Consider the following 21,096-nt stretch of genomic DNA (forward strand, 5'->3'; position numbering starts at 1 on the left):
TTTTTCATTAGAATTGGAAATATATAAATTCTTTATAATCAGAAAAAACACCCCATAATGCGATTCCGACTAAGCAAAATGATATTTTAGCCCAAGAATAGCGTCCCGAAAGCGGTTCGACTTGAGTGCGATAACGCCATTCTATGGCAATGAAGATCAGTATTAAAAGCAGTAATTCGTAGCTGTATCGCTGGTTGGCTAGGTATTGGGATTGGAATACGCCTTGGGTAAACATGCGTTTGATATAATCTACCGCAACACCGATGCTGGAGGCTCTAAAGAAAATCCAGGCCAAACAAGTAAGCATAAAAGTGCTTAGGATTTGCCAAAATGTTTTTAATGAAGCAAGCGAGAAATTCATCTCTGCCGAATCAACATGATTTCGGTTTTTGTTCAATAATAATAAAGGTAAAAAATAAAGAGCATTGATGGCTCCCCATGCTAGAAAGGTCCAATTCGCACCATGCCAAAAACCACTGAGCAAGAAAATCACAAAAACATTTCGTACTTGTTTTGCCTTGCTGCCTTTGCTTCCGCCCAATGGAATATAGACGTAATCCCGAAACCAGGAGGATAACGAAATATGCCAACGACGCCAAAATTCGGCAATATCTCTAGAAAAATAAGGGTAATTGAAATTACGTAATAATTCAATACCAAAAAGTTTTGAAACTCCCAAAGCGATATCCGAATAGCCGGAGAAATCGCCATAAATTTGAAAGGCAAAATAAACGGATCCTATGATCAAAGAAAGGGAATTCATGCTTTGATAATGGTCAAAAATAGCATTGGCATAAGTGGCACAGGTGTCTGCAATAACCACTTTTTTAAACAATCCCCACAAAATTTGATAGACTCCGGATTTGGCCTGCTCGAAATCAAATTTCCGAAAAACTTTTACTTGGGGCAATAGGTGTGTGGCGCGCTCAATAGGTCCGGCCACCAAAAGCGGAAAATAACTCACAAACAAAGAATAGTCGACAAAATTATGCTCTGCTTTGATGCGCTTTAAATAGATATCAATCAAATAAGACAGTCCGTGGAAGGTGTAAAAAGAAATTCCAACAGGTAAAATCAATTTTAACAATAAAGGATTCGCTTCAAAACCAGCGGAATGTATCAGGTTTGCCATGGAAACGGCAAAGAAATTATAATATTTAAAAACACCCAAAAATCCAAGGTTGATGCTTATACTGAGCCAAAACCAAATTTTTCTGGTGGATTCCTTTTGACTTTGCTCTACTTTTAATGCTGTAAAAAAGTCTAAAAAAGTGGAGAAAACCAGTAAAAATAGAAAACGCCAATCCCAACAAGAATAGAAATAATAACTTGCCAAAATTAGAATGATGTTTTGCATTTTTTTGGAAGAACGGCCAACAGTCCAATAGAGGATGAATATCAGCGGCAGAAAAATGGCAAAATGAAGGGAATTGAAAAACATTACTAGATTGATTTTAAAGGGCTTTTGAATTTGAATAAAAAAGTTATTTTTTATTCAAATTGCGCGCAAAGATAACATTTAAAAATTTATAGAGTTAGCATTGGATAAAGGTTATTTTTGCACAACGAATGGTCATACTGCAGTTTAGGCAAATTGAAGAATTGGACTGACTTTTTATTATCGTTTCAAGCTAAAATGACCTTTGTATTCTTTTCCGTTTTTTCGAGTAATCACAAACCAATAATCGGTGGCTGGAAGAGTTTGACCGACATAAGTTCCATCCCAACCATTAGAATTTGAACCTAGCTCTTTTAGTAGTTTTCCATATCGATCAAATATTCTAATCGATGATTTTGGAGCTAAATAAATAAAATCAATCGTCCAAGTATCATTATGTCCATCATTATTTGGCGTGAAGAATTTAGGAAATGGGAGTTCATCTATAAAATTACTGCAATCCGCAGTTGTAGCTTCCTGAATTTTAACAGTTATTGGAATTCTTTCGCTTTCACAATTAGAAATGGTTTGCGAAGCATAATATGTAATTCCGTTTTCAAGAGAAGTTGATTCAGATATATTTGTTCCATTTATTATTGCATTATACCACTTAATGTTTTGTCCATTAAGTTTAATAGTATTGATTATGGCATTTTGTTGAATACAGAAACTTTGGTTAGCATCAGCAATTGGAGCTTGAGTGTCTTGGATTTTTATAGCAATACCAAGTCTGTTACTCTCGCAATTATTATTAGTTTGAGTGGCATAATATGTTTTGCTTTCAAGAACTGTTGTGGCTGTCAAAACATCACCTGCAGATGATGTATCATACCATTTTATGTTTTGGCCAGTGATTATAATAATGTCTATGGTAGCATTTTCTTCAAGGCAAAAAGTTTTTGAAGTATTTGCAATTGGCAATGACGTATCATAAACATTTACCAAAACAGCTAATCGTTCGCTCTCGCAGCCTATGGTTTGAGAAACATAATAAGTTGTATTGTTTTGTACTAAAGTGGTATTTGCCAAAGGATTTGTAGCCGTATTAGAATCATACCATTTTAAATTTTGTCCATTAATATTGATACTGTTAAAAGTAGCCTTTTCACTTTTGCAGAATTTAGGATTTGTATCTCCTAAAGGAACTCCAGGTGTATTTTGGATAGATACTGTTACTGCTAGTCTTTCACTCTCGCATAAATTAAGAGTTTGTGAAGCATAATAAGTCATTCCATTTTGGAGAGAGGCATTGCTTAGTAAAATATTTCCATTGGTTATAGCATCATACCATTTTATATCTTGTCCAGTAACAGTAATATTTGCTATAGTTGGATTTTGATTAGAACAAAAAGTTTGGTTTGCATTTCCAGTTGGAGCTGCAGTGTTTTGAATTTTTATTTCGATAGCAATTCTTTCGCTTTCACAGCCATTTATTGTTTGCGAAGCATAATAAGAGATACCATTTTGAAGAGGAGTTGAATTTGATAAAAGCGTTCCAGCCGTTAATTTATCATACCATTTTATGTTTTGTCCTGTTGTTATTTCAATATCGTTTAGAGTTGCATTTTGTTGAATGCAGAAGGGTTGTGGGGAAGTGGCTGTTGGCAAAGTTTGATTGCTAATGATAACAATTTGGTCTTGATGTGATATATTGTTATTACCATCATCATAATCCCAAACAATAGTATAGGTTCCTGGCAAACTATAGGAAAGTGGGCTTGCGGTTGTTGCTGTAATAGCTCCTGCACAAGTATCTGTGGCGGTTGGAAATAATGTTATAGTTGTATGACAATCTCCTGTGATTGTTGAGAGAGTCGTTAGGTTGGGAATGGGAGCAACTGTATCGCCAACAATTACATCGACAGTAAGAACGCCATCACAACCACCAGTTCCAGTGATGTTGCAGGCATATTGACCATTATTAATTGCAGACGCGTTTAGTATTATTGGGTTTTGATCAGTTGATGTAAAACCGTTTGGGCCTGTCCAAGCATAATTTGTTCCACCAGATGCTTTTAATTCAATAGGATTTCCTATGCAAATTGAGGAGTTTGTAGAAACAGTTGTTGTTTGCTGACAATCTTGAAATTTTACAAGAAAGGAATCATAGTCTCCATTTATATTATTTTGATATGCACCAGATGTTGTGAAATCGGGACTTCCATTTGTCCAACCTGAAATATAGAATGCGCCTTTTTCTGCATAACAAATTTGACCAGAATAACAATCACTTCCATAATAACTACCCCAAATACGTTGTCCATTTTTGTTGAATTTTACAATGTATACACTCCCGTTGTAGAGAGCTCTCTCTGTTTGATAAGCATCGAGAGTTGAAATATTGTTTTTACTATAACCTGAACTGTAAAAGTATATATTGTTGTTTTCATCAATATCTGTTTTGTTTCCCCAATTACCACCATCATCTTCTTCTCCACCGTAATATGTACTCCATAGTAATTTTCCATCATTGTCGAATTTTGCAATATATGAGTCAAAATCACTATTGTAATAACCACCTTTAATCGGTTGATGAGAGTTTAGATTCCCTATTCCATCAACACTTCGTGTTTCTCCCGAAATTATAAAATTGTCGTCATGATCTACTTTAATAAAATCATTAATATCATAATCACCTCCACCATAGTAGGTGCCGAATATTCTTTCTCCATTTGAATTGAATTTAACTACAAATGTATCATCCCAAGTACCGTTAAGTGATTCATCGTAGGCACCAGGTGTCGATATTCCTTGAGTCGAGCCATTCGTTATTCCTGAACAAAAAATATTATTGTTAGAATCTAGATCTATTGAATAAATTATATCTGCTCCCGTGTTTCCATAATATGTTGCCCATTGTAATGCACCATTTGATGTGAATTTTGCTAAAAAACCATCAGGCATTTGATTTGTATATGTTGTTTTTTCAACATTATCTCTAAAGCTATTAGGAGTAGCAATGTTGTTTAAGCTAGTTGAATATCCGCCAATGTATATATTTTCATCCTTGTCTACTTTTACACTATAAATTTCATCATGATTTTCTCCTCCGTAATATGTTCCCCATATCCTTTGTCCATTTTCATTAAATTTAATTAGCATTCCATCATAATTTTCATTGTAAATAGTTTGATGAGAATTAATTGTTGAAATACTGGTACTACTTCCTGTATAGCCTACGGCATAAATATTATTATTAGCATCAAAAGCTATTTCTCTGAATATATCAGTATGTGAGCCCCCATAATATGTTCCCCATATTCTAATGCCATCGCTGTCAAATTTTGCAATAAAAGCATCATAAGGTGTGTTCGCAGTTGTCTGTTGTGTTCCCGCAGTTGCTATGTTACTAGAACTACCGGTATAACCACCAATGTATGCATAATCGTTTTTTATTTTTACAATGCCGTTAAATCTATTTTCTTCTCCTTCGCCTCCATAATAAGTTCCCCAAAGTCTCACAGGAACAGGATCAATAATTATGGTTTTATTAGAAACATTTTCAGCACTTTCAAAGCCATAAATATTCTTCTTGATTTTAGTATATCTAACCGCAATTTCCTTTTTGCTTTCTCCATTTTCTGCCCAACTTGCAGGAAGAGTTTCTTCCATTTCGCCAAATCGAACACTCATTTTGATTTTATTGTCAATCAATTCTGTTTGAGCTCCGCTAAATTTTAATTGAATATCGGATATCTTTCCTTTCGGATGGACCACAAAATTGTATTCTACAGTTTTTAATGTGTCTTTTGGAACCGAGAAAACCACGTCAATGTTGGGGTAAATGTTTTTATAGGTTATTTGTTTGTATTGATGTACCATCAAGACACCTTCGGGTTTGTTTGGGATATTATAGTAATTGTCATAGTCCAAAGATTTCTCTTCGGTAATCAATTCTACTTTTGGATTTGAATTCAGAAAATCAATGTCTATTCTATGATATTGGTATTCAATAGTATAATCTGGAAGTTTATCATTGTCTTTGGATGGAAATGGCAAAGTTTTTTTCTTTTCGTCGTGAGAATGATTGATAGGATGTTTTTTTGCTTCATAAACATCATACGAAAACCCATTTTTTTTCAGTTGTACATTCAATCCGCCAGAGTTCAAAAGATATTTTACGGCATCGTTGGGTTTGCCTTTTTGATCAATAATTTGACCTTTGTTTTCTTTAAAACCAATAGTTTTATTTTTATTTTGGGCAAATGAAGAAATGGTAATTAATGATATAAAGAAGAGCAATTTTAATTTCACTATATACGATTTTTAATGATTTTATAAATGTATTTAAATCTTTACAAAATATCTAATTTGATTCTTGTTTTGGTAGAAATAGACAAACGGAAAGGGACAATTAATTTTTGAAATAAAACTTTTTTAAAAAATAATTAGTTCCATAATTCTAATAATTCAGTTGACTTTTTTATGATTTTTGGTCACCTCTTCAAGCTAAAATGACCTTTGTATTCTTTTCCGTTTTTTCGGGTTACTACAAACCAATAATCGGTGGCAGGGAGAGTTTGCCCGATAAAAGTTCCGTCCCAGCCATTGGAATTCGAATTCAGTTCTTTGAGTAATTTTCCAAAACGGTCGAATATTCTAATTGCTGAGTTTGGCGCTAAATAAATAAAATCAATCGTCCAAGTATCGTTAAATCCATCATTATTTGGGGTGAAGAATTTAGGAAAAGGAAGTTCATCTAAGTCATTAAAACAATCTCCCTTAGTTGCTCCTAATATACTGATCGTTATAGGAATCCTATCACTTTCACAATTGTTTGTGGCTTGCGAAGCATAATAAGTTACTCCGTTTTTAAGCAGAGTAAATTCTGACAAATTTACTGTAGATGAAATATTCTCAAACCATTTTATATTTTGTCCAATAATATCAATATCACTTATTTTTGCATTTTTTTGAATGCAGAATGTCTGTGGAGAATCAGCAATAGGACTTTGGACGTCTTGTACTTTTACGGTAATTGGGTATTTGTCGCTTTCGCAATTGTTAAGTGTTTGCGTTGCATAATAAATGTCATTTTGCAGGAGAGTTGTTTCCGGCAAAATAGTTTCATTTGTATCCGAAACGTACCATTTAATTGCTGTTCCAGTGATATTGAGATTGGCAATTGTGGCATTTTCATTAATACAAAATGGCTGATTGTTGTTTGCTGTAGGCAGTGGAGTATCATTTACCAGCACTAAAATTGGCATTCTGTCACTTTCGCATCCAATGGTCTGTGAGGCAAAATATGTTTTATTATTTTCTAGAAGAGTTGTGTTTGGAAAAACTGTTGATGAAACATTGGTATCGTACCATTTTATATTTTGTCCCAATATTTGGATAGTACCGAGTGTTGCATTTTCTCTATTACAAAATGCCTGACTTCCATTTCCTGTTGGGGCAGAAGGGGTATTTACAATTGAAACGGTAACAGCCAATTTTTCAATTTCACAATTGTTAAGCGTATTAGAAGCATAATAGGTCTTGCCGTTTTGAAGATTAGTTATAGAAGGAATAATATTTCCATTTGTTGCATTATCATACCATTTTATTCCGTTAAAATTGGGGACTAAATCGCTAATTGTTACATTTTTACTTGTACAAAAAAGCTGATTTTCTTCGCCATCAGGTTTTGAAGGATCACAAGGGCTCAGTTTAACCACGAAACCATCACTTGTAAGTACACCGCCATTATGTAATGAGTCAAATGTTTGATTTCCAGTGTCCGGATCAAAATCGCATTCACCGTTAAAGTCTCCTAAAAGGTATATACTTTTATTTTTAACTTTTATATCTTTTACTAATGAACGATAATTAGAAATTAGTGTATAGGCTTTTTCAAAATTTCTATTGGAATCAAATTTTATTGCATAACCAGATCCATATTGAATCGTTCCATATGGGTTTTCTAAGAAAAAAACATTTGAAGAAGGGTCAGCATCAACTTTTCCTGCAAAATCACCAACTAAATAAATATTATTTTGTGTGTCACTTTCTAATTTCCACATTCGAAAGTCTGCTGAAAATTGTGAAACAAAATATTCTTTTAGATCCAGAAAGTTACCATTGCTGTCAAGCCATAATAAAAATTTTTGCGAACTAGTATTTACTACATTTATTGAAGGATCAACATCTATGGAACCTTGAAAAATTCCATTAGTACCTGCGATAACAATGTTTCCCTTACGGTCTAGATGAAAAGTATTTATGGATTGGTTCGATAATTTTTTTTCCCAAATAACATTTGCATCATTCGTATTGATGTTTAATATTGAACACATGGGATAACCTTGATCTGATGTGTTTAAGACAGTAATAATGTTTCCATCAGGTTTTGTTTGGATTGTAACATTAGATAATTGAGGAGTATCAAATATTTTTTTCCAAATAAAATTCCCTGAGTTATCTAGTTTAAAAATGTATGAAGCCATATTGTTTTGTGACTCGAATTTTACATCAGTATTGATGAAGTTTATGGTTTTTGAATTTACAAACCATCCGCTAACCAGAAAATTATTTTGATTATCAATATCAAAACTGTCGGTAAAAAATGATCCTGGATTTTTAATCTTAATTTTTGACAATTCATTTCCGTCTGGAGAAATTTTTATAATAGTAATATAAGAGTTAATTTGATTCGGAACCAAATCTGCAGTTTGTAAAAAAAGATAAATATTACCATCTGGGCCAATTTTTACTTTATAAGCATATTGTCCTGATTTTAAATCTCCGAATGTTTTTCCCCAGCTAAAGTTGCCATCACTGTCTAGTTTTATTAAATAAATGTCACTATATGGAGAAAATGGAGTAGAAGTGTTATCTATAATTTGTGAGCCATTTGGAGTTGGATCAAGATCGTAGGTATAAGATTGTGCTGTACCAATAAAATAAGAATTACCATTATTATCCACATCTATAGATTCCGCTTCATCAGTTTGTTGGTTTCCAATTTGTCTTACCCATTGAAAGTCTTGGGCTTTACTATTATTAGAAAAGAATATAAAAATAAGGAGATAGATAAAAAGTAATTTTTGTTTCATCTGAATAATTTAAGATGTTGCAAATGTAATTAAATATTTATAAATTGAATATTTGAAACTTAGCCCCAAAACAGAAACAACACCTTAAAAATCTTTTCCTTAAAAATCTCCAAATATCCCTTATTTTTTGCATAAAAAACAATCTCACTCTTGAAAACCAAACTTTTCCTCATCACGCCCCCGTTTACGCAATTAAATACGCCTTATTCAGCTACAGCTTATATCAAAGGGTTTATAGATACTATAAAAGTATCAAATCGGTTATGTTTTAGGAGAATTTATATTTAGCTTTTAGTTCTGCACAATGGGTGAAAAAACACTATACTAAGAGGCATTTTTCTTACTAGGAATTCAATTCGACAGAGCCTAAAAGATCTTTTTCGGCATTGTTAAGCGGTCCTTTTTTCTAATAATCTGATTTTTTGTAGTTTTTTTGGCTACCTCTTCAAGCTAAAATGGCCTTTATATTCTTTTCCGTTTTTTTGTGTAGCTACAAACCAATAATCTGTGGCTGGGAGAGTTTGACCGATAAAAGTTCCGTCCCAATCATTAGAATTTGAACCTAGCTCTTTTAGTGGTTTTCCATATCGATCAAATATTCTAATCGATGATTTTGGCGCTAAATAAATAAAATCAATTGTCCAAGTATCATTATATCCATCATTATTTGGAGTGAAGAATTTAGGAAAAGGAAGCTCATCTATAAAATGAATGCAATCAACAGTTGTTGCTTCTTGAATTTGAATTGTTATTGGAGTTCTTTCGCTTTCACAATTATAAATGGTTTGCGAAGCATAATAGGTAATTCCGTTTTCGAGTGGTGTTGATTCTGATAAATTTATTCCATCTGTTTCAGCATTATACCACTTTATGTTTTGTCCATTAAGTTTAATAGTATTGATTATGGCATTTTGTTGAATACAGAAATTTTGGTTAGCATCGGCAATTGGCACTTGATTGTTTTGGATTTTTATAGCTATACCAAGTCTGTTACTCTCGCAATTATTATTAGTTTGAGTGGCATAATATGTTTTGCTTTCAAGAGCTGTTGTGACTGTCAAAACATTACCTGCAGATGATGTATCATACCATTTTATGTTTTGGCCAGTGATTATAATATTGTCTATGGTAGCATTTTCTTCAATGCAAAAAGTTTTTGAGGCATTTGCAATTGGTAATGGTGTATCATAAACATTTACTAAAACAGCTAGTCGGTCGCTCTCACAACCGATGGATTGAGAAACATAATAAGTTGTGTTATTTTCTAGTAGCGTGGTATTTTCTAAAGGATTTGCAGCCGTATTAGAGTCATACCATTTTAAATTTTCTCCAGTAATATTAATATTGTTGAAAGTAGCCTTTTCGCTTTTGCAGAATTTTGGGTTTGTATCTCCCGTAGGAACTCCAGGTGTATTTTGGATAGATACAGTAACGGCTAGTCTTTCACCCTCGCATGAATTAAGAGTTTGCGAAGCATAATATGTTATTCCATTTTGTAGAGAGGCATTGCTTAGTAAAACATTTCCATTGGTTATTACATCATACCATTTTATATCTTGTCCAGTAACTGTAATATTTGCAATAGTTGAATTTTGATCTGAGCAAAAAGTTTGGTTTGCATTTCCAGTTGGAGCTGGAGTGTCTTGAATTTTTATTTCTATAGCAACTCTTCCGCTTTCGCATCCATTTATAGTTTGTGATGCATAATATGTGATGCCGTTTTGAAGAGGGGTTGTATTCGATAAAAGCGTTCCAGCAGTTAGTGCATCATACCATTTTACGTTTTGTCCTGTTGTTATAGCAATATCGTTTAAAGTTGCATTTTGTTGAATGCAGAAGGGTTGTGGGGAGTATATTGTGGGTTTAATAATGTTTAGAAGATTTGCTAAAATAGGAATTCGTAGACTTTCACAACCATTTTGAGTTTGAGAAGCAAAATAAGTTGATCCATTATTTATTGGCGTAGAATTTGGTAATAAATTTCCGTTAGTTGCAATATCATACCATTTAATAGATGTTCCTGAAACATTTATATTGTTTAAAGTGGGACTTTCTAGATTGCATAAATTTTGAGGAGAAATTCCTGAAGGAACAGAAATTGGTTGCAAAGTTATTGTAATTGGTGTTCTTAAACTTTCGCAACTTCCAGCGGTGTTCATAGCAAAATAGGTCGAGCCATCCGCTAAAAGGGTTATGTCAGGTAGCTCATTTCCACCAAGAAGTGAATCAAACCATTTGATATTGTATCCAGTTACAACAATATCGTTTAGAGTTGGGTTAAGTTTTGAACAAACTGTTTGTGTTGTTGATTCGAATTTTGGGGGTGATTCATCAAAATAGTTAGCTGTGTTATCTTTCCGGTTTGAATAATAAATATTAAAAAAAATAGCATCAGGAACATAAATGCAATCTAGTTTTGGGTTATTAGTCCAATATGAAGTATCATTCCACCAAGTCCAGCTTTTACTATTTCTTAGATCTAAATAGGTAAGTTTGTTATTTGCACATCTAAAAAAATCTAAATTATTATTCATTGAAACATCTAGACTAGTGATTAAGTTGTTGTGACAATATAAAATTTCCAATTTAAGATTTTGTGAAGTATTGAGGCTAATTAATTTATTGTCATAACATAATAATTTAATTAGATTAATATTTTTAGAAATATTTAAACTTGTAATTTGATTATTAAAACACCACAATTCGGACAAATAGGCGTTATTTGATGTGTCTAAATTTGTTATTTGATTGACCGAACAATCTAAATTTGTTAGTTTTATATTTTGTGAAATATTTAGATTTGTCAATTGATTACTAGGGCATTGTAAGGATACTAATTCAGGATTGTTAGTAATATCAATATTATTTAGTAAGTTGTTTTCGCAGGATAATTGAATCAGTTTAATATTTTTTGAAACATTTAAATATGTAAGTTGATTGTTTAAACAAGATAAGCTAGTTAAATAAATGTTATTTGAAATATCCAAACTATTAAGGTTGCAATCTTCGCAAACTAAAGTCTCCAGAAGTATACTTTTGGAAAGATCCAAAGTGATTAGTTTATTATAACTACAATCTAAATTTATTAGATTAGTATTCAATTTTAAATCAATTAATTTAGTGCCTCTACAGTATAAAGTTTCGAGATTATTAGTTTGGGTAAAATCCAAACTGGTAAATTGATTTCCATTACAGTTAATTGTTTTTAGATTAATACAGCCTGAAACATTTAAACTTGTTAATTTATTATCTACACAAATCAATTCAGTTAAAAAAATGTTTTTGGATAAATCTAAACTAGTCAAATTACAATTCATACAATTTAGTTTTTCTAGAGCTTTGAAATCTTCAATCCCTGTCAAATCCTTAATGTTAATATTAGCAGCACCTGGAAAAAAATAAATTTCTTTAATGGTATTGATATTTGAAGTAAGTACTTTTCCATCAATATTTCCAGAATCATATCCGCTATAAATCAGAAACCACTCAAATTCAGGATCAGGAATGGAAGTATATTGGGCATTTGCTACAAATGAAATAAGGAATAATAAGGAGAAAAATAATTTTTTCATCATGTCGTGGGACGAATATGTTGTTTTTTGTAAAAATTGTATTTAATGGATACAAATAATCAGACTTAAATTTGTGGCAATTTATAAAAAAATAAGGGATTTATTATAAAGTTGGAAAAAGTTATGCTTTTTGACATTGGTAAATAGTATTTAAAAAACGCTTTAAAATAATTACTTTGATAGGTGTCTATATTAATTATAATTGTTCGTGATTTATGTGTGATTAAAGTCAAACTTATCTGTAAATACGTAAATAAATGGATATGTTATAGATTTTATTTTATAGATTCTAAAATACCTTATTTTTGCACAAAAACAATCTCACTCTTGAAAACCAAAATTTTCCTCATAACGCCCCCGTTTACTCAACTGAATACGCCTTATCCAGCGACGGCTTATATCAAAGGGTTTCTGAATACTAAAAATATCGAATCTGTTCAGGCGGATTTAGGGATTGAGGTGATTTTGAAATTGTTTTCGAAAGAAGGTTTGATCTCGTTATTTCAATCTTTAAGCCAACAACCAACAACGGACAACTGCAGACGAATTCTAGCTTTACAAGACGAATACATTAAAACCATCGATTCGGTTATTGCATTTTTACAGGGAAAAAATCCAACCTTGGCTCTACAAATTTGCCAGGAAGATTTCTTGCCGGAAGCTTCTCGATTTGCGCAATTGGAGGAACTTGATTGGGCTTTCGGAACGATGGGAACGCAAGACAAAGCCAAACATTTGGCGACTTTGTATCTCGAAGACATTTCAGATTTTATAGTAGAATGTGTCGATGAAAATTTTGGTTTCAGTCGTTATGCAGAAAGATTGGGGCGTAGTGCCAATTCTTTTGATGAATTGTACGGAGCTTTGCAACAAGAACCGACTTATATAGATAATATTCTGCTTTCGATTTTGAAAGAGAGAATCGAAACGATTCAGCCGACTTTATTCTTGATTTCGGTTCCGTTTCCGGGGAATTTATATTCCGCTTTTCGATCTGCGCAATGGGTGAAAAAACATTATCCGAATATTAAAATTTCGATGGGTGGCGGTTTCCCGAATACTGAATTGCGTTCACTTTCGGATGCACGAGTTTTTGAGTTTTTTGATTATATCACTTTGGATGATGGTGAAACGCCAATTGAGGAATTGATTGCCAATATTGAAAATCCAAATCACAATTCATATAAAAGAACATTTCTTCTAGAAGAAGGAAAAGTAGTTTATAAAAATAATTCCACTCAACACGATTACAAGCAATCCCAAGTGGGAACGCCGGATTATTCGGATTTGCTCTTGGATAAATACATTTCGGTTATCGAGATTGTGAATCCGATGCACCGTTTGTGGAGCGACGGACGTTGGAATAAGCTCACGATGGCACACGGTTGTTACTGGGGGAAATGTACGTTTTGCGATATTTCTCTAGATTATATCAAGGTTTACGAACCCGTTGCGGCGAGTTTGTTGTGCGACCGAATGGAAGAAATGATTGCTCAAACTGGAGAAAACGGTTTCCATTATGTTGATGAAGCCGCGCCACCAGCGTTGATGCGGGCTTTGGCACTTGAAATTCTTCGTCGAAAATTGGCTGTCACTTGGTGGACGAACATTCGATTCGAAAAAAGTTTTACTCAAGATTTGTGTTTGTTGCTAAAAGCTTCCGGTTGTATTGCCGTTTCGGGTGGGCTAGAAGTAGCTTCGGATCGATTATTGAAATTGATTGATAAAGGAGTAACGGTAGAACAAGTGGCGAAAGTTACTCGGAATTTTACCGAAGCGGGTATTATGGTACACGCGTATTTGATGTACGGTTATCCAACACAAACTATTCAAGAAACGGTTGACAGTCTCGAAATGGTGCGTCAATTGTTTGAAGTGGGAGTGTTGCAATCGGGGTTTTGGCATCAATTTGCGATGACGGCACACAGTCCTGTGGGAATGTTTCCTGAGCAATTTGGAGCTGTAAAAGAAACGGAAGCCATTGGTACTTTTGCCAATAATGATATTAATTTTGTTGATTCAACAGGAATCGATCACGATAAATTTAGTTTTGGACTTAAGAAATCGCTGTTCAATTTTATGCACGGGATTTGTTTTGATTATGAGTTGCAGGATTGGTTTGATTTCAAAATTCCAAAGACAAAAATAAGTCCTGATTTTATTTTTGATGCGTTGCAGGAAGAAAACAATTTTAATATCAAACCTACCGCCAAAATCGTTTGGCTGGGTGGAAAACCATTAATTGAAACATTTACCAAATCCAAAAAAGGAAATAGTTGGGAAATGATGGCTTTGACTTTTCACGACAAGAAAGAAAGTTTCAGTATTCAAACCAATAAAAAGGAAGGAGAATGGCTTGTTGAAATGCTTCAAAAAATCTCAGTTTCGAATGCAAAAACTTATTCTTTCCAGGAAGTAAAAACTGATTTTGAACAGCAGCTAGAAGATTTTGAGTTGTTTTGGTATTCAAAACCTGTTAATGCCTTAAGGGAATTCGGGCTGTTGGTATTGTAAATTTTTTTTGCAGGAATCATTAAACTTTTCCTACCGCGGAAGCTAGATTTGTAAATCAGGTTGGTATAACCGCAAATGGTATTGCAAGAACCGTAAATGGTATCGCAAGAATCATAAATGGTATTGCAAGAACTATAAATGGTATTGCAAGAACTATAAATGGTATCGTAAGAATCATAAATGGTATCGCAAGAACTATAAATGGTATTGCAAGAATCATAAATGGTATTGCAAGAACTATAAATGGTATCGTAAGAATCATAAATGGTATCGCAAGAACTATAAATGGTATTGCAAGAACTATAAATGGTATCGCAAGAATCATAAATGGTATTACAAGAACTATAAATGGTATTGCAAGAACCGTAAATGGGAATGCACTATTTATAAATTGCCAAATGTATTGTGGAGATACTTCCTCTGTCGGTATGACAATATTGTGGTTAGATTGCGAATAAGATTGTGGCAGAACTATACTGACTGCATAAATCCTAATAAATGATAATTTTACCACTAAATTTTCTTGTTCAGCGGTTTGCGTGAGGGATAGTAGCAAGTTACCGAAGTAAGGCGGATAGCCCGACTCCAGTAGAGAATGGGCCGTATATGCGCAAAGTGAAGTAGGCCCATTTTCTATTGGAGGCACGCCCTAATTGATGTTCTTTGGAGGATTTTGTCTAGAATTTGTTTTTTTGTTTACGAAAACGTTTTCTTTTCATACTTTTACTCCCCTAAAAAGACCAAGAATGAGTGATAATTACAAAGTAGCTGTAAACGATGCTTTCCATTTTGATTTTGAAAAGGAAAGTATTTCTCAACTAGATGCAATACCTACGGGAGTAAATGAATTTCATATACTGCATCAAAACACACCTTATAAAGCGGAAATCATCACTTCGGATTTCAATCAAAAAAGCTATACGGTTAAGGTAAACAATACAAATTATACTGTTGCAATTTCAAATCCACTGGATATTTTGATTAAGGAAATGGGGTTTGAAGTTGGGTTGACCAAACAAGTTAACGCAATTAAAGCGCCTATGCCGGGATTAATTTTGGAAATTAGCGTTGTTGTCGGACAAGCCGTGAAAGAGAATGATAATCTAATTATTTTGGGCGCTATGAAAATGGAGAACAGTTTTCTTTCGCCTCGTGATGGTGTGATCAAATCCATTTCGGTGAGTACGGGAGATGCAGTAGACAAGGGGCATTTATTAATTGAATTCGAGTAAAATTATGCAAAAAATATTAGTTGCCAATAGAGGGGAAATCGCCATTAGGGTGATGAAAACCGCACAAAAAATGGGCATTAAAACCGTGGCAGTATATTCTACTGCCGATAGAAATGCACCGCACGTAAAATTTGCTGATGAAGCCGTTTGGATTGGGGAAGCGCCTTCTAGCCAATCGTATTTGTTGGGAAGCAAAATTATAGAAGTTGCTAAATCTTTGAACGTTGATGCTATTCACCCAGGATATGGTTTCCTGAGTGAGAATGCTGATTTTGCCGAAGAAGCCGAGAAAAATAACATCATTTTTATAGGTCCCAAGTCGAAAGCCATTAAAATTATGGGAAGTAAACTGGCGGCCAAAGATGCTGTTAAAGCATACAATATTCCGATGGTTCCCGGTATTGATGAAGCGATTACCGATATCGAAAAAGCAAAGCAAGCTGCAACATCTATCGGTTTTCCTATATTGATTAAGGCTTCGGCTGGAGGTGGCGGAAAAGGAATGCGTGTGGTGGAAAGTGAAGCCGATTTTGAATCTCAAATGAATCGCGCCATAAGTGAAGCAGTTGCTGCGTTTGGCGATGGTTCGGTTTTTATAGAAAAATATGTGGCTTCTCCACGACATATCGAAATTCAGGTGATGGCAGATAGTCACGGAAATATTTTGTATTTGTTTGAAAGAGAATGTAGTATTCAGCGTCGTCACCAAAAAGTGGTTGAAGAAGCGCCTTCGGCAGTTTTAACACCAGAATTGCGCAAGAAAATGGGTGAGGCAGCTGTCTTGGTGGCTAAATCCTGTGATTACCTTGGAGCAGGAACTGTTGAGTTTTTATTGGACGAAAACAATAATTTCTACTTTCTTGAAATGAATACCCGTTTGCAGGTAGAACATCCTGTTACGGAATTGATTACTGGTACTGATTTGGTTGAACTGCAAATCAGAGTGGCTAGGGGAGAAGATTTGACAATCAAACAAGAAGATTTGAAAATAAAAGGACACGCGCTGGAATTGCGTGTGTATGCCGAAGATCCAATGAATGATTTCTTGCCGAGTGTTGGTCATTTGGATGTTTATAAATTGCCTGTTGGAGAAGGGATTCGTGTGGATAACGGTTTTGAACAAGGCATGGATATTCCTATTTATTATGACCCGATGTTGGCCAAATTAATCACCTACGGACAAACTCGTGAAGAGGCGATTCAATTAATGATTAAAGCCATTGAAAGTTATCAGGTGGAAGGAGTTCATACGACTTTGCCTTTCGGGAAATTTGTTTTTGAGCACGAGGCGTTTCGTTCGGGGAAATTCGACACACATTTTGTTAAGAAATATTACAATGCCGATGTGTTGAAGACCCAAATGGCAAAAGAAGCCGAAATTGCTGCTTTGGTGGCATTGAAACAGTATTTTGAAGATCAAAAAATAGTACGCTTACCGAATTAGTTTTTTTGAACCATTAAGAAATTAAGGTTCATTTAGAAAAGAAAAACTTAATTTAATGGGGCAAAAAAAATTAAGTTGGCTTTAGCCAAAGCAGAAAGGTTAATAGAATGGGATATTTGTGCTTATCGAATTAAAATTATTTGAACCATTAAGATATTAAGTTTCATTAAGGCAAAACTTAATTTTCTTAATATCTTAATGGTTCAAAAAAAACTTTCTGTTATTAATAATTAACGGTTGAAATAGAACAGTATGCAAGACAAGATAAAAACACTAAATGATAAAATAGCCGAAGCCCATTTGGGTGGAGGACTAAAGCGTATTGCGAAACAGCATTCGAACAAAAAACTGATGGCAAGAGAACGTATCAATTATTTGATGGATGAAGGTTCTTTTGAAGAAATCGGAATGTTGGTGACACACCGAACTACCGATTTTGGGATGGAAAATGAAATGTATTATGGTGATGGAGTTATCACAGGATACGGAACCATCAATGGAAGATTGGTTTATATTTTCGCACAGGATTTTACGGTTTTTGGAGGTTCATTATCTGAAACACACGCTGAGAAAATCTGTAAAATTATGGATATGGCTGTCAAAATGGGAGCACCTATGATTGGACTGAATGATTCGGGTGGAGCACGTATTCAGGAAGGTGTTCGTTCGTTGGGAGGCTATGCCGATATTTTCTTTAGAAACGTACAAGCCAGTGGTGTGATACCTCAAATTTCAGCAATTATGGGCCCCTGCGCCGGTGGAGCTGTGTATTCTCCAGCTATGACCGATTTCACGATGATGGTTGAAGACACCAGTTATATGTTTGTTACTGGTCCGAATGTGGTGAAAACCGTGACTAACGAATCCGTTACTTCGGAAGAATTGGGAGGAGCGAGTACGCATTCTACCAAGTCGGGTGTGGCACATTGCACTTCGACGAATGATGTGGTTTGTCTAGAAGACCTGAAACGATTGTTGAGTTATTTACCTCAAAACAACAAAGAAACTGCACGTAACTTGCCTTATGAACTTAAAGATGAAGTGCGTTTGCAATTAGCAGATATTATTCCGGATAATCCGAATAAGCCTTACGATATGCACAGCGTGATTGGAGGGATTATTGACGAAGATTCGTTTTTTGAAATACATAAAAACTATGCCGAAAACATCCTCGTGGGTTTTGCCCGATTGGGAGGTAGAAGCATAGGAATTGTAGCGAACCAACCGATGTTTTTGGCTGGTTGTCTGGATGTGAACAGTTCGATAAAAGCGGCGCGTTTTACCCGTTTTTGCGATGCGTTTAATATTCCGCTATTGGTATTGGTGGATGTACCGGGCTTTTTGCCGGGAACTGATCAAGAATGGAACGGAATCATTGTTCACGGAGCAAAATTACTTTATGCGCTAAGTGAAGCTACAGTGCCAAGAGTTACAGTAATCACCCGTAAAGCTTATGGTGGTGCTTATGATGTAATGAACTCCAAACATATTGGTGCCGATATGAATTTTGCTTGGCCTACTGCAGAAATTGCCGTAATGGGAGCTAAAGGAGCTTCGGAAATTATCTTTAAAAAAGAAATCCACGATGCCGAAGACCACGAAGCCAAACTTTTGGAAAAAGAAGCTGAGTACGCCGAGTTGTTTGCCAATCCATACACTGCAGCTCAACGTGGTTTTGTGGATGAGGTAATCCTACCACAAGATACGAGACGCAAATTGATAAAAGCGTTTAGTATGCTAGAGAATAAAGTGAGTGTAACTCCTGATAGAAAACACGGGAATATTCCTTTGTAGCTGTTTATAAGAATTGAAAAGCCACCCGATGAGGGTGGTTTTTTTATGCTACAGTAAATCGAAACCCAATCCCGTGTAAATTCTCAATAGCAATTCCTTTTTCGTTTGCCAAAATTTTTCGCAGACGGGAAATAAAAACATCAAGACTGCGTCCCATAAAATAATCATCGTCACCCCAAAGAGAGGTTAGGATTTGCTCTCGTTTCAAGACTACATTTTTATTGTCCAGGAATAATTTTAAGAGATCGGCTTCACGTTGGGTGAGGGTTATCTTTTCAGTTTCATTAAAAAGGATGAAATTTTTGGTGTCGAATTGGTATTTTCCAATTTCATAAATTGATTTTTCAATTGCATTATTCTTGAGGGAACGCCTCAAAAAAATTTCAATCTTAAGAAGTAATTCTTCAATGCTAAAAGGCTTTATTAGATAATCATCGGCTCCTAATCGAAGTCCTTTGATGCGGTCTTCTTTTAGGGTTTTGGCAGAGAGAAATATTATGGGAACATCGGTATCGAGTTTTCTGATTTCGGTTGCCAATTCAAATCCATCCATTTTTGGCATCATTATATCCAAAATACAAATATCAAAAGTTCCTTTTTTGAAAGCTTCAAAACCAGATTTTCCATCTTCGCAATGCGTCACTTCATAATGATTTTGTTCCAAATTATCTTTGGTAAGGAATGCTAAGGTTGCATCATCTTCGGTATATAATATTCGAACAGTACTCATTAATTTTGTGGAATTAGTAGTGAAAAGGTACAACCTTTTTCTAGATTACATTTTGCATTTATTTTCCAGTGATGAAGATCACAAATTTTCTTGACATAGTATAAGCCTAGCCCAAATCCAGTAACTTCATTGCTTTTTTGACTCGGAACTCTGTAAAATTTATCAAATACAAAGGGGATGTTTTTTGGGGAGATTCCAATGCCGTTGTCAGTAAAGTTTAATTGCAAATGCTTTCCAATTTTTGCAATAGCAATACTAATTTCGGGTTTATTTTCACAGTATTTGATCGCATTATCCAGCAGGTTATAAACCAAATTGGTGAAATGAAATTCATCAGCTTCAATAGTGATAGACGGTAAATCGGTTTTAATTTCGATTTGGGTTTCGGGATGTTTTAGCTTAATGTTTTCAATTACAGATTCTAAAATTGGTAAAACATTCTGCTGAATTTTGTTTAGCACTAAAGGAGCATTGTCAGATTTTGCAACGGCTAAAATTTTCTCGATATGCTGATTTAATTTGTTGCTTTGGTCAATAATGATATGGGTGTACTTTTCTAATTTTTCATCTTGCAAAATTGGATTTTGCTTAATCAGGTAATTGGAAGCAATTAGTATGGAAGACAAGGGCGTTTTGAATTCGTGGGTCATATTATTAATAAAATCACGTTGCAAATCGGAGTATTTCTTTTGCTGTAAAAGCGTAAAAATAGAATACACATAGACCAGTAAAATAATAATCAAAGCTATTGAAAGCACAAACCAAAATCGTAATGAACTGAATAAATAACTAGTTTCATTAGGAAATCGAATAGCAAAATAATAGACCAAATTTTTATGTTTTGGGAAATGTACGGAATGCTTGGTTTGTTTCTTTTCGGATAGTGAGATGTAGTTGCCATATACCATTTCATCGCTTTGGCAATTGTACATAGCATATTCAAAATCTGTAGTGATATTCATTTTTTTGAATTCGGAGATTAGATAAAATTCTAAAATTTCGGGTTCAAAATCGTTATCAATATTGACAATATAATAATCATTGGATATTTTTCGCACTGGATTTTTACCTGGAAGTTCTTGATTGGTTCCCTGATATAATTTTTTTGCTACTTCAAGTAAGGCGACGTGTGCTTTTTGGCTGAATTTTTTTTCTTCAATAGTAAAGGCTTCTTTAGTCCAAAGCAATTGCGCTATTAGGATTCCTATAATTGCTATTAATCCAATTAAGATGCTACTATTGAGTTTTGTTAGTTTCATAAAAACAATTTCTGAGTGTAATATTAATCAAAATTTAGCAGTCTTTTTTGCATTAACAAGTCGTTAACAAACA

Annotated in this window: 11 protein-coding genes; 4 read left to right on the forward strand and 7 right to left on the reverse strand. The window is 34.2% G+C overall.

Annotation, left to right across the window (positions count from 1 at the left end):
• Positions 1-7: 7 nt before the first annotated feature.
• The 4 genes from AC1DY0_RS12360 to AC1DY0_RS12375 all read right to left on the reverse strand — a co-directional run bounded on the left by AC1DY0_RS12360 (position 8) and on the right by AC1DY0_RS12375 (position 12,053).
• The gene (locus AC1DY0_RS12360; RefSeq protein ID WP_477188901.1) at positions 8-1,441 is read right to left on the reverse strand and encodes an MBOAT family O-acyltransferase; all 1,434 of its coding nucleotides are present in this window, start codon (positions 1,439-1,441) and stop codon (positions 8-10) included.
• 177 nt (positions 1,442-1,618) lie between these two features.
• Positions 1,619-5,692, reverse strand: coding sequence for a DUF7948 domain-containing protein (locus AC1DY0_RS12365; RefSeq protein WP_477188902.1), 4,074 nt, complete (start codon positions 5,690-5,692; stop codon positions 1,619-1,621).
• 182 nt (positions 5,693-5,874) lie between these two features.
• Positions 5,875-8,478 carry a T9SS type B sorting domain-containing protein gene (locus AC1DY0_RS12370; protein ID WP_477188903.1) on the reverse strand — a complete coding sequence of 868 codons (2,604 nt, stop codon included), beginning with the start codon at positions 8,476-8,478 and terminating at the stop codon, positions 5,875-5,877.
• Positions 8,479-8,915: 437 nt separating this feature from the next.
• Entirely contained in the window at positions 8,916-12,053 is a 3,138-nt protein-coding gene (locus tag AC1DY0_RS12375; protein WP_477188904.1) for an Ig-like domain-containing protein, read from the reverse strand.
• Between the two features lie 324 nt (positions 12,054-12,377).
• Between AC1DY0_RS12375 and AC1DY0_RS12380 the strand changes: the two genes are divergently transcribed.
• A complete protein-coding gene (locus tag AC1DY0_RS12380; RefSeq protein ID WP_477188905.1) occupies positions 12,378-14,564 on the forward strand; it encodes a B12-binding domain-containing radical SAM protein in 2,187 nt (728 codons plus the stop codon).
• A gap of 55 nt (positions 14,565-14,619) precedes the next feature.
• Here the strand turns inward: AC1DY0_RS12380 and AC1DY0_RS12385 are convergent, their stop codons facing one another.
• Positions 14,620-15,078: a hypothetical protein gene (locus AC1DY0_RS12385; RefSeq protein WP_477188906.1), complete on the reverse strand. Its 459-nt coding sequence runs from the start codon at positions 15,076-15,078 to the stop codon at positions 14,620-14,622.
• A 232-nt stretch (positions 15,079-15,310) separates the two neighbouring features.
• Here AC1DY0_RS12385 and AC1DY0_RS12390 point away from each other — a divergent pair, with 232 nt between their 5' ends.
• The 3 genes from AC1DY0_RS12390 to AC1DY0_RS12400 all read left to right on the forward strand — a co-directional run bounded on the left by AC1DY0_RS12390 (position 15,311) and on the right by AC1DY0_RS12400 (position 19,034).
• Positions 15,311-15,796 carry an acyl-CoA carboxylase biotin carboxyl carrier protein subunit gene (locus tag AC1DY0_RS12390; RefSeq protein ID WP_477188907.1) on the forward strand — a complete coding sequence of 162 codons (486 nt, stop codon included), beginning with the start codon at positions 15,311-15,313 and terminating at the stop codon, positions 15,794-15,796.
• 4 nt (positions 15,797-15,800) lie between these two features.
• A complete protein-coding gene (accC, locus tag AC1DY0_RS12395; protein WP_477188908.1) occupies positions 15,801-17,240 on the forward strand; it encodes an acetyl-CoA carboxylase biotin carboxylase subunit in 1,440 nt (479 codons plus the stop codon).
• A 252-nt stretch (positions 17,241-17,492) separates the two neighbouring features.
• Entirely contained in the window at positions 17,493-19,034 is a 1,542-nt protein-coding gene (locus tag AC1DY0_RS12400; protein ID WP_477188909.1) for an acyl-CoA carboxylase subunit beta, read from the forward strand.
• Between the two features lie 43 nt (positions 19,035-19,077).
• Here the strand turns inward: AC1DY0_RS12400 and AC1DY0_RS12405 are convergent, their stop codons facing one another.
• Positions 19,078-19,764, reverse strand: coding sequence for a response regulator transcription factor (locus tag AC1DY0_RS12405; RefSeq protein ID WP_477188910.1), 687 nt, complete (start codon positions 19,762-19,764; stop codon positions 19,078-19,080).
• Positions 19,764-21,023 (reverse strand): sensor histidine kinase, encoded by a 1,260-nt coding sequence (locus tag AC1DY0_RS12410; RefSeq protein WP_477188911.1) that lies wholly within the window; start codon positions 21,021-21,023, stop codon positions 19,764-19,766. Before AC1DY0_RS12410 ends, AC1DY0_RS12405 begins: the two co-directional genes overlap by 1 nt.
• Between the last annotated feature and the right edge of the window lie 73 nt (positions 21,024-21,096).

The organism is Flavobacterium sp. P1_E4, from assembly GCF_056405915.1.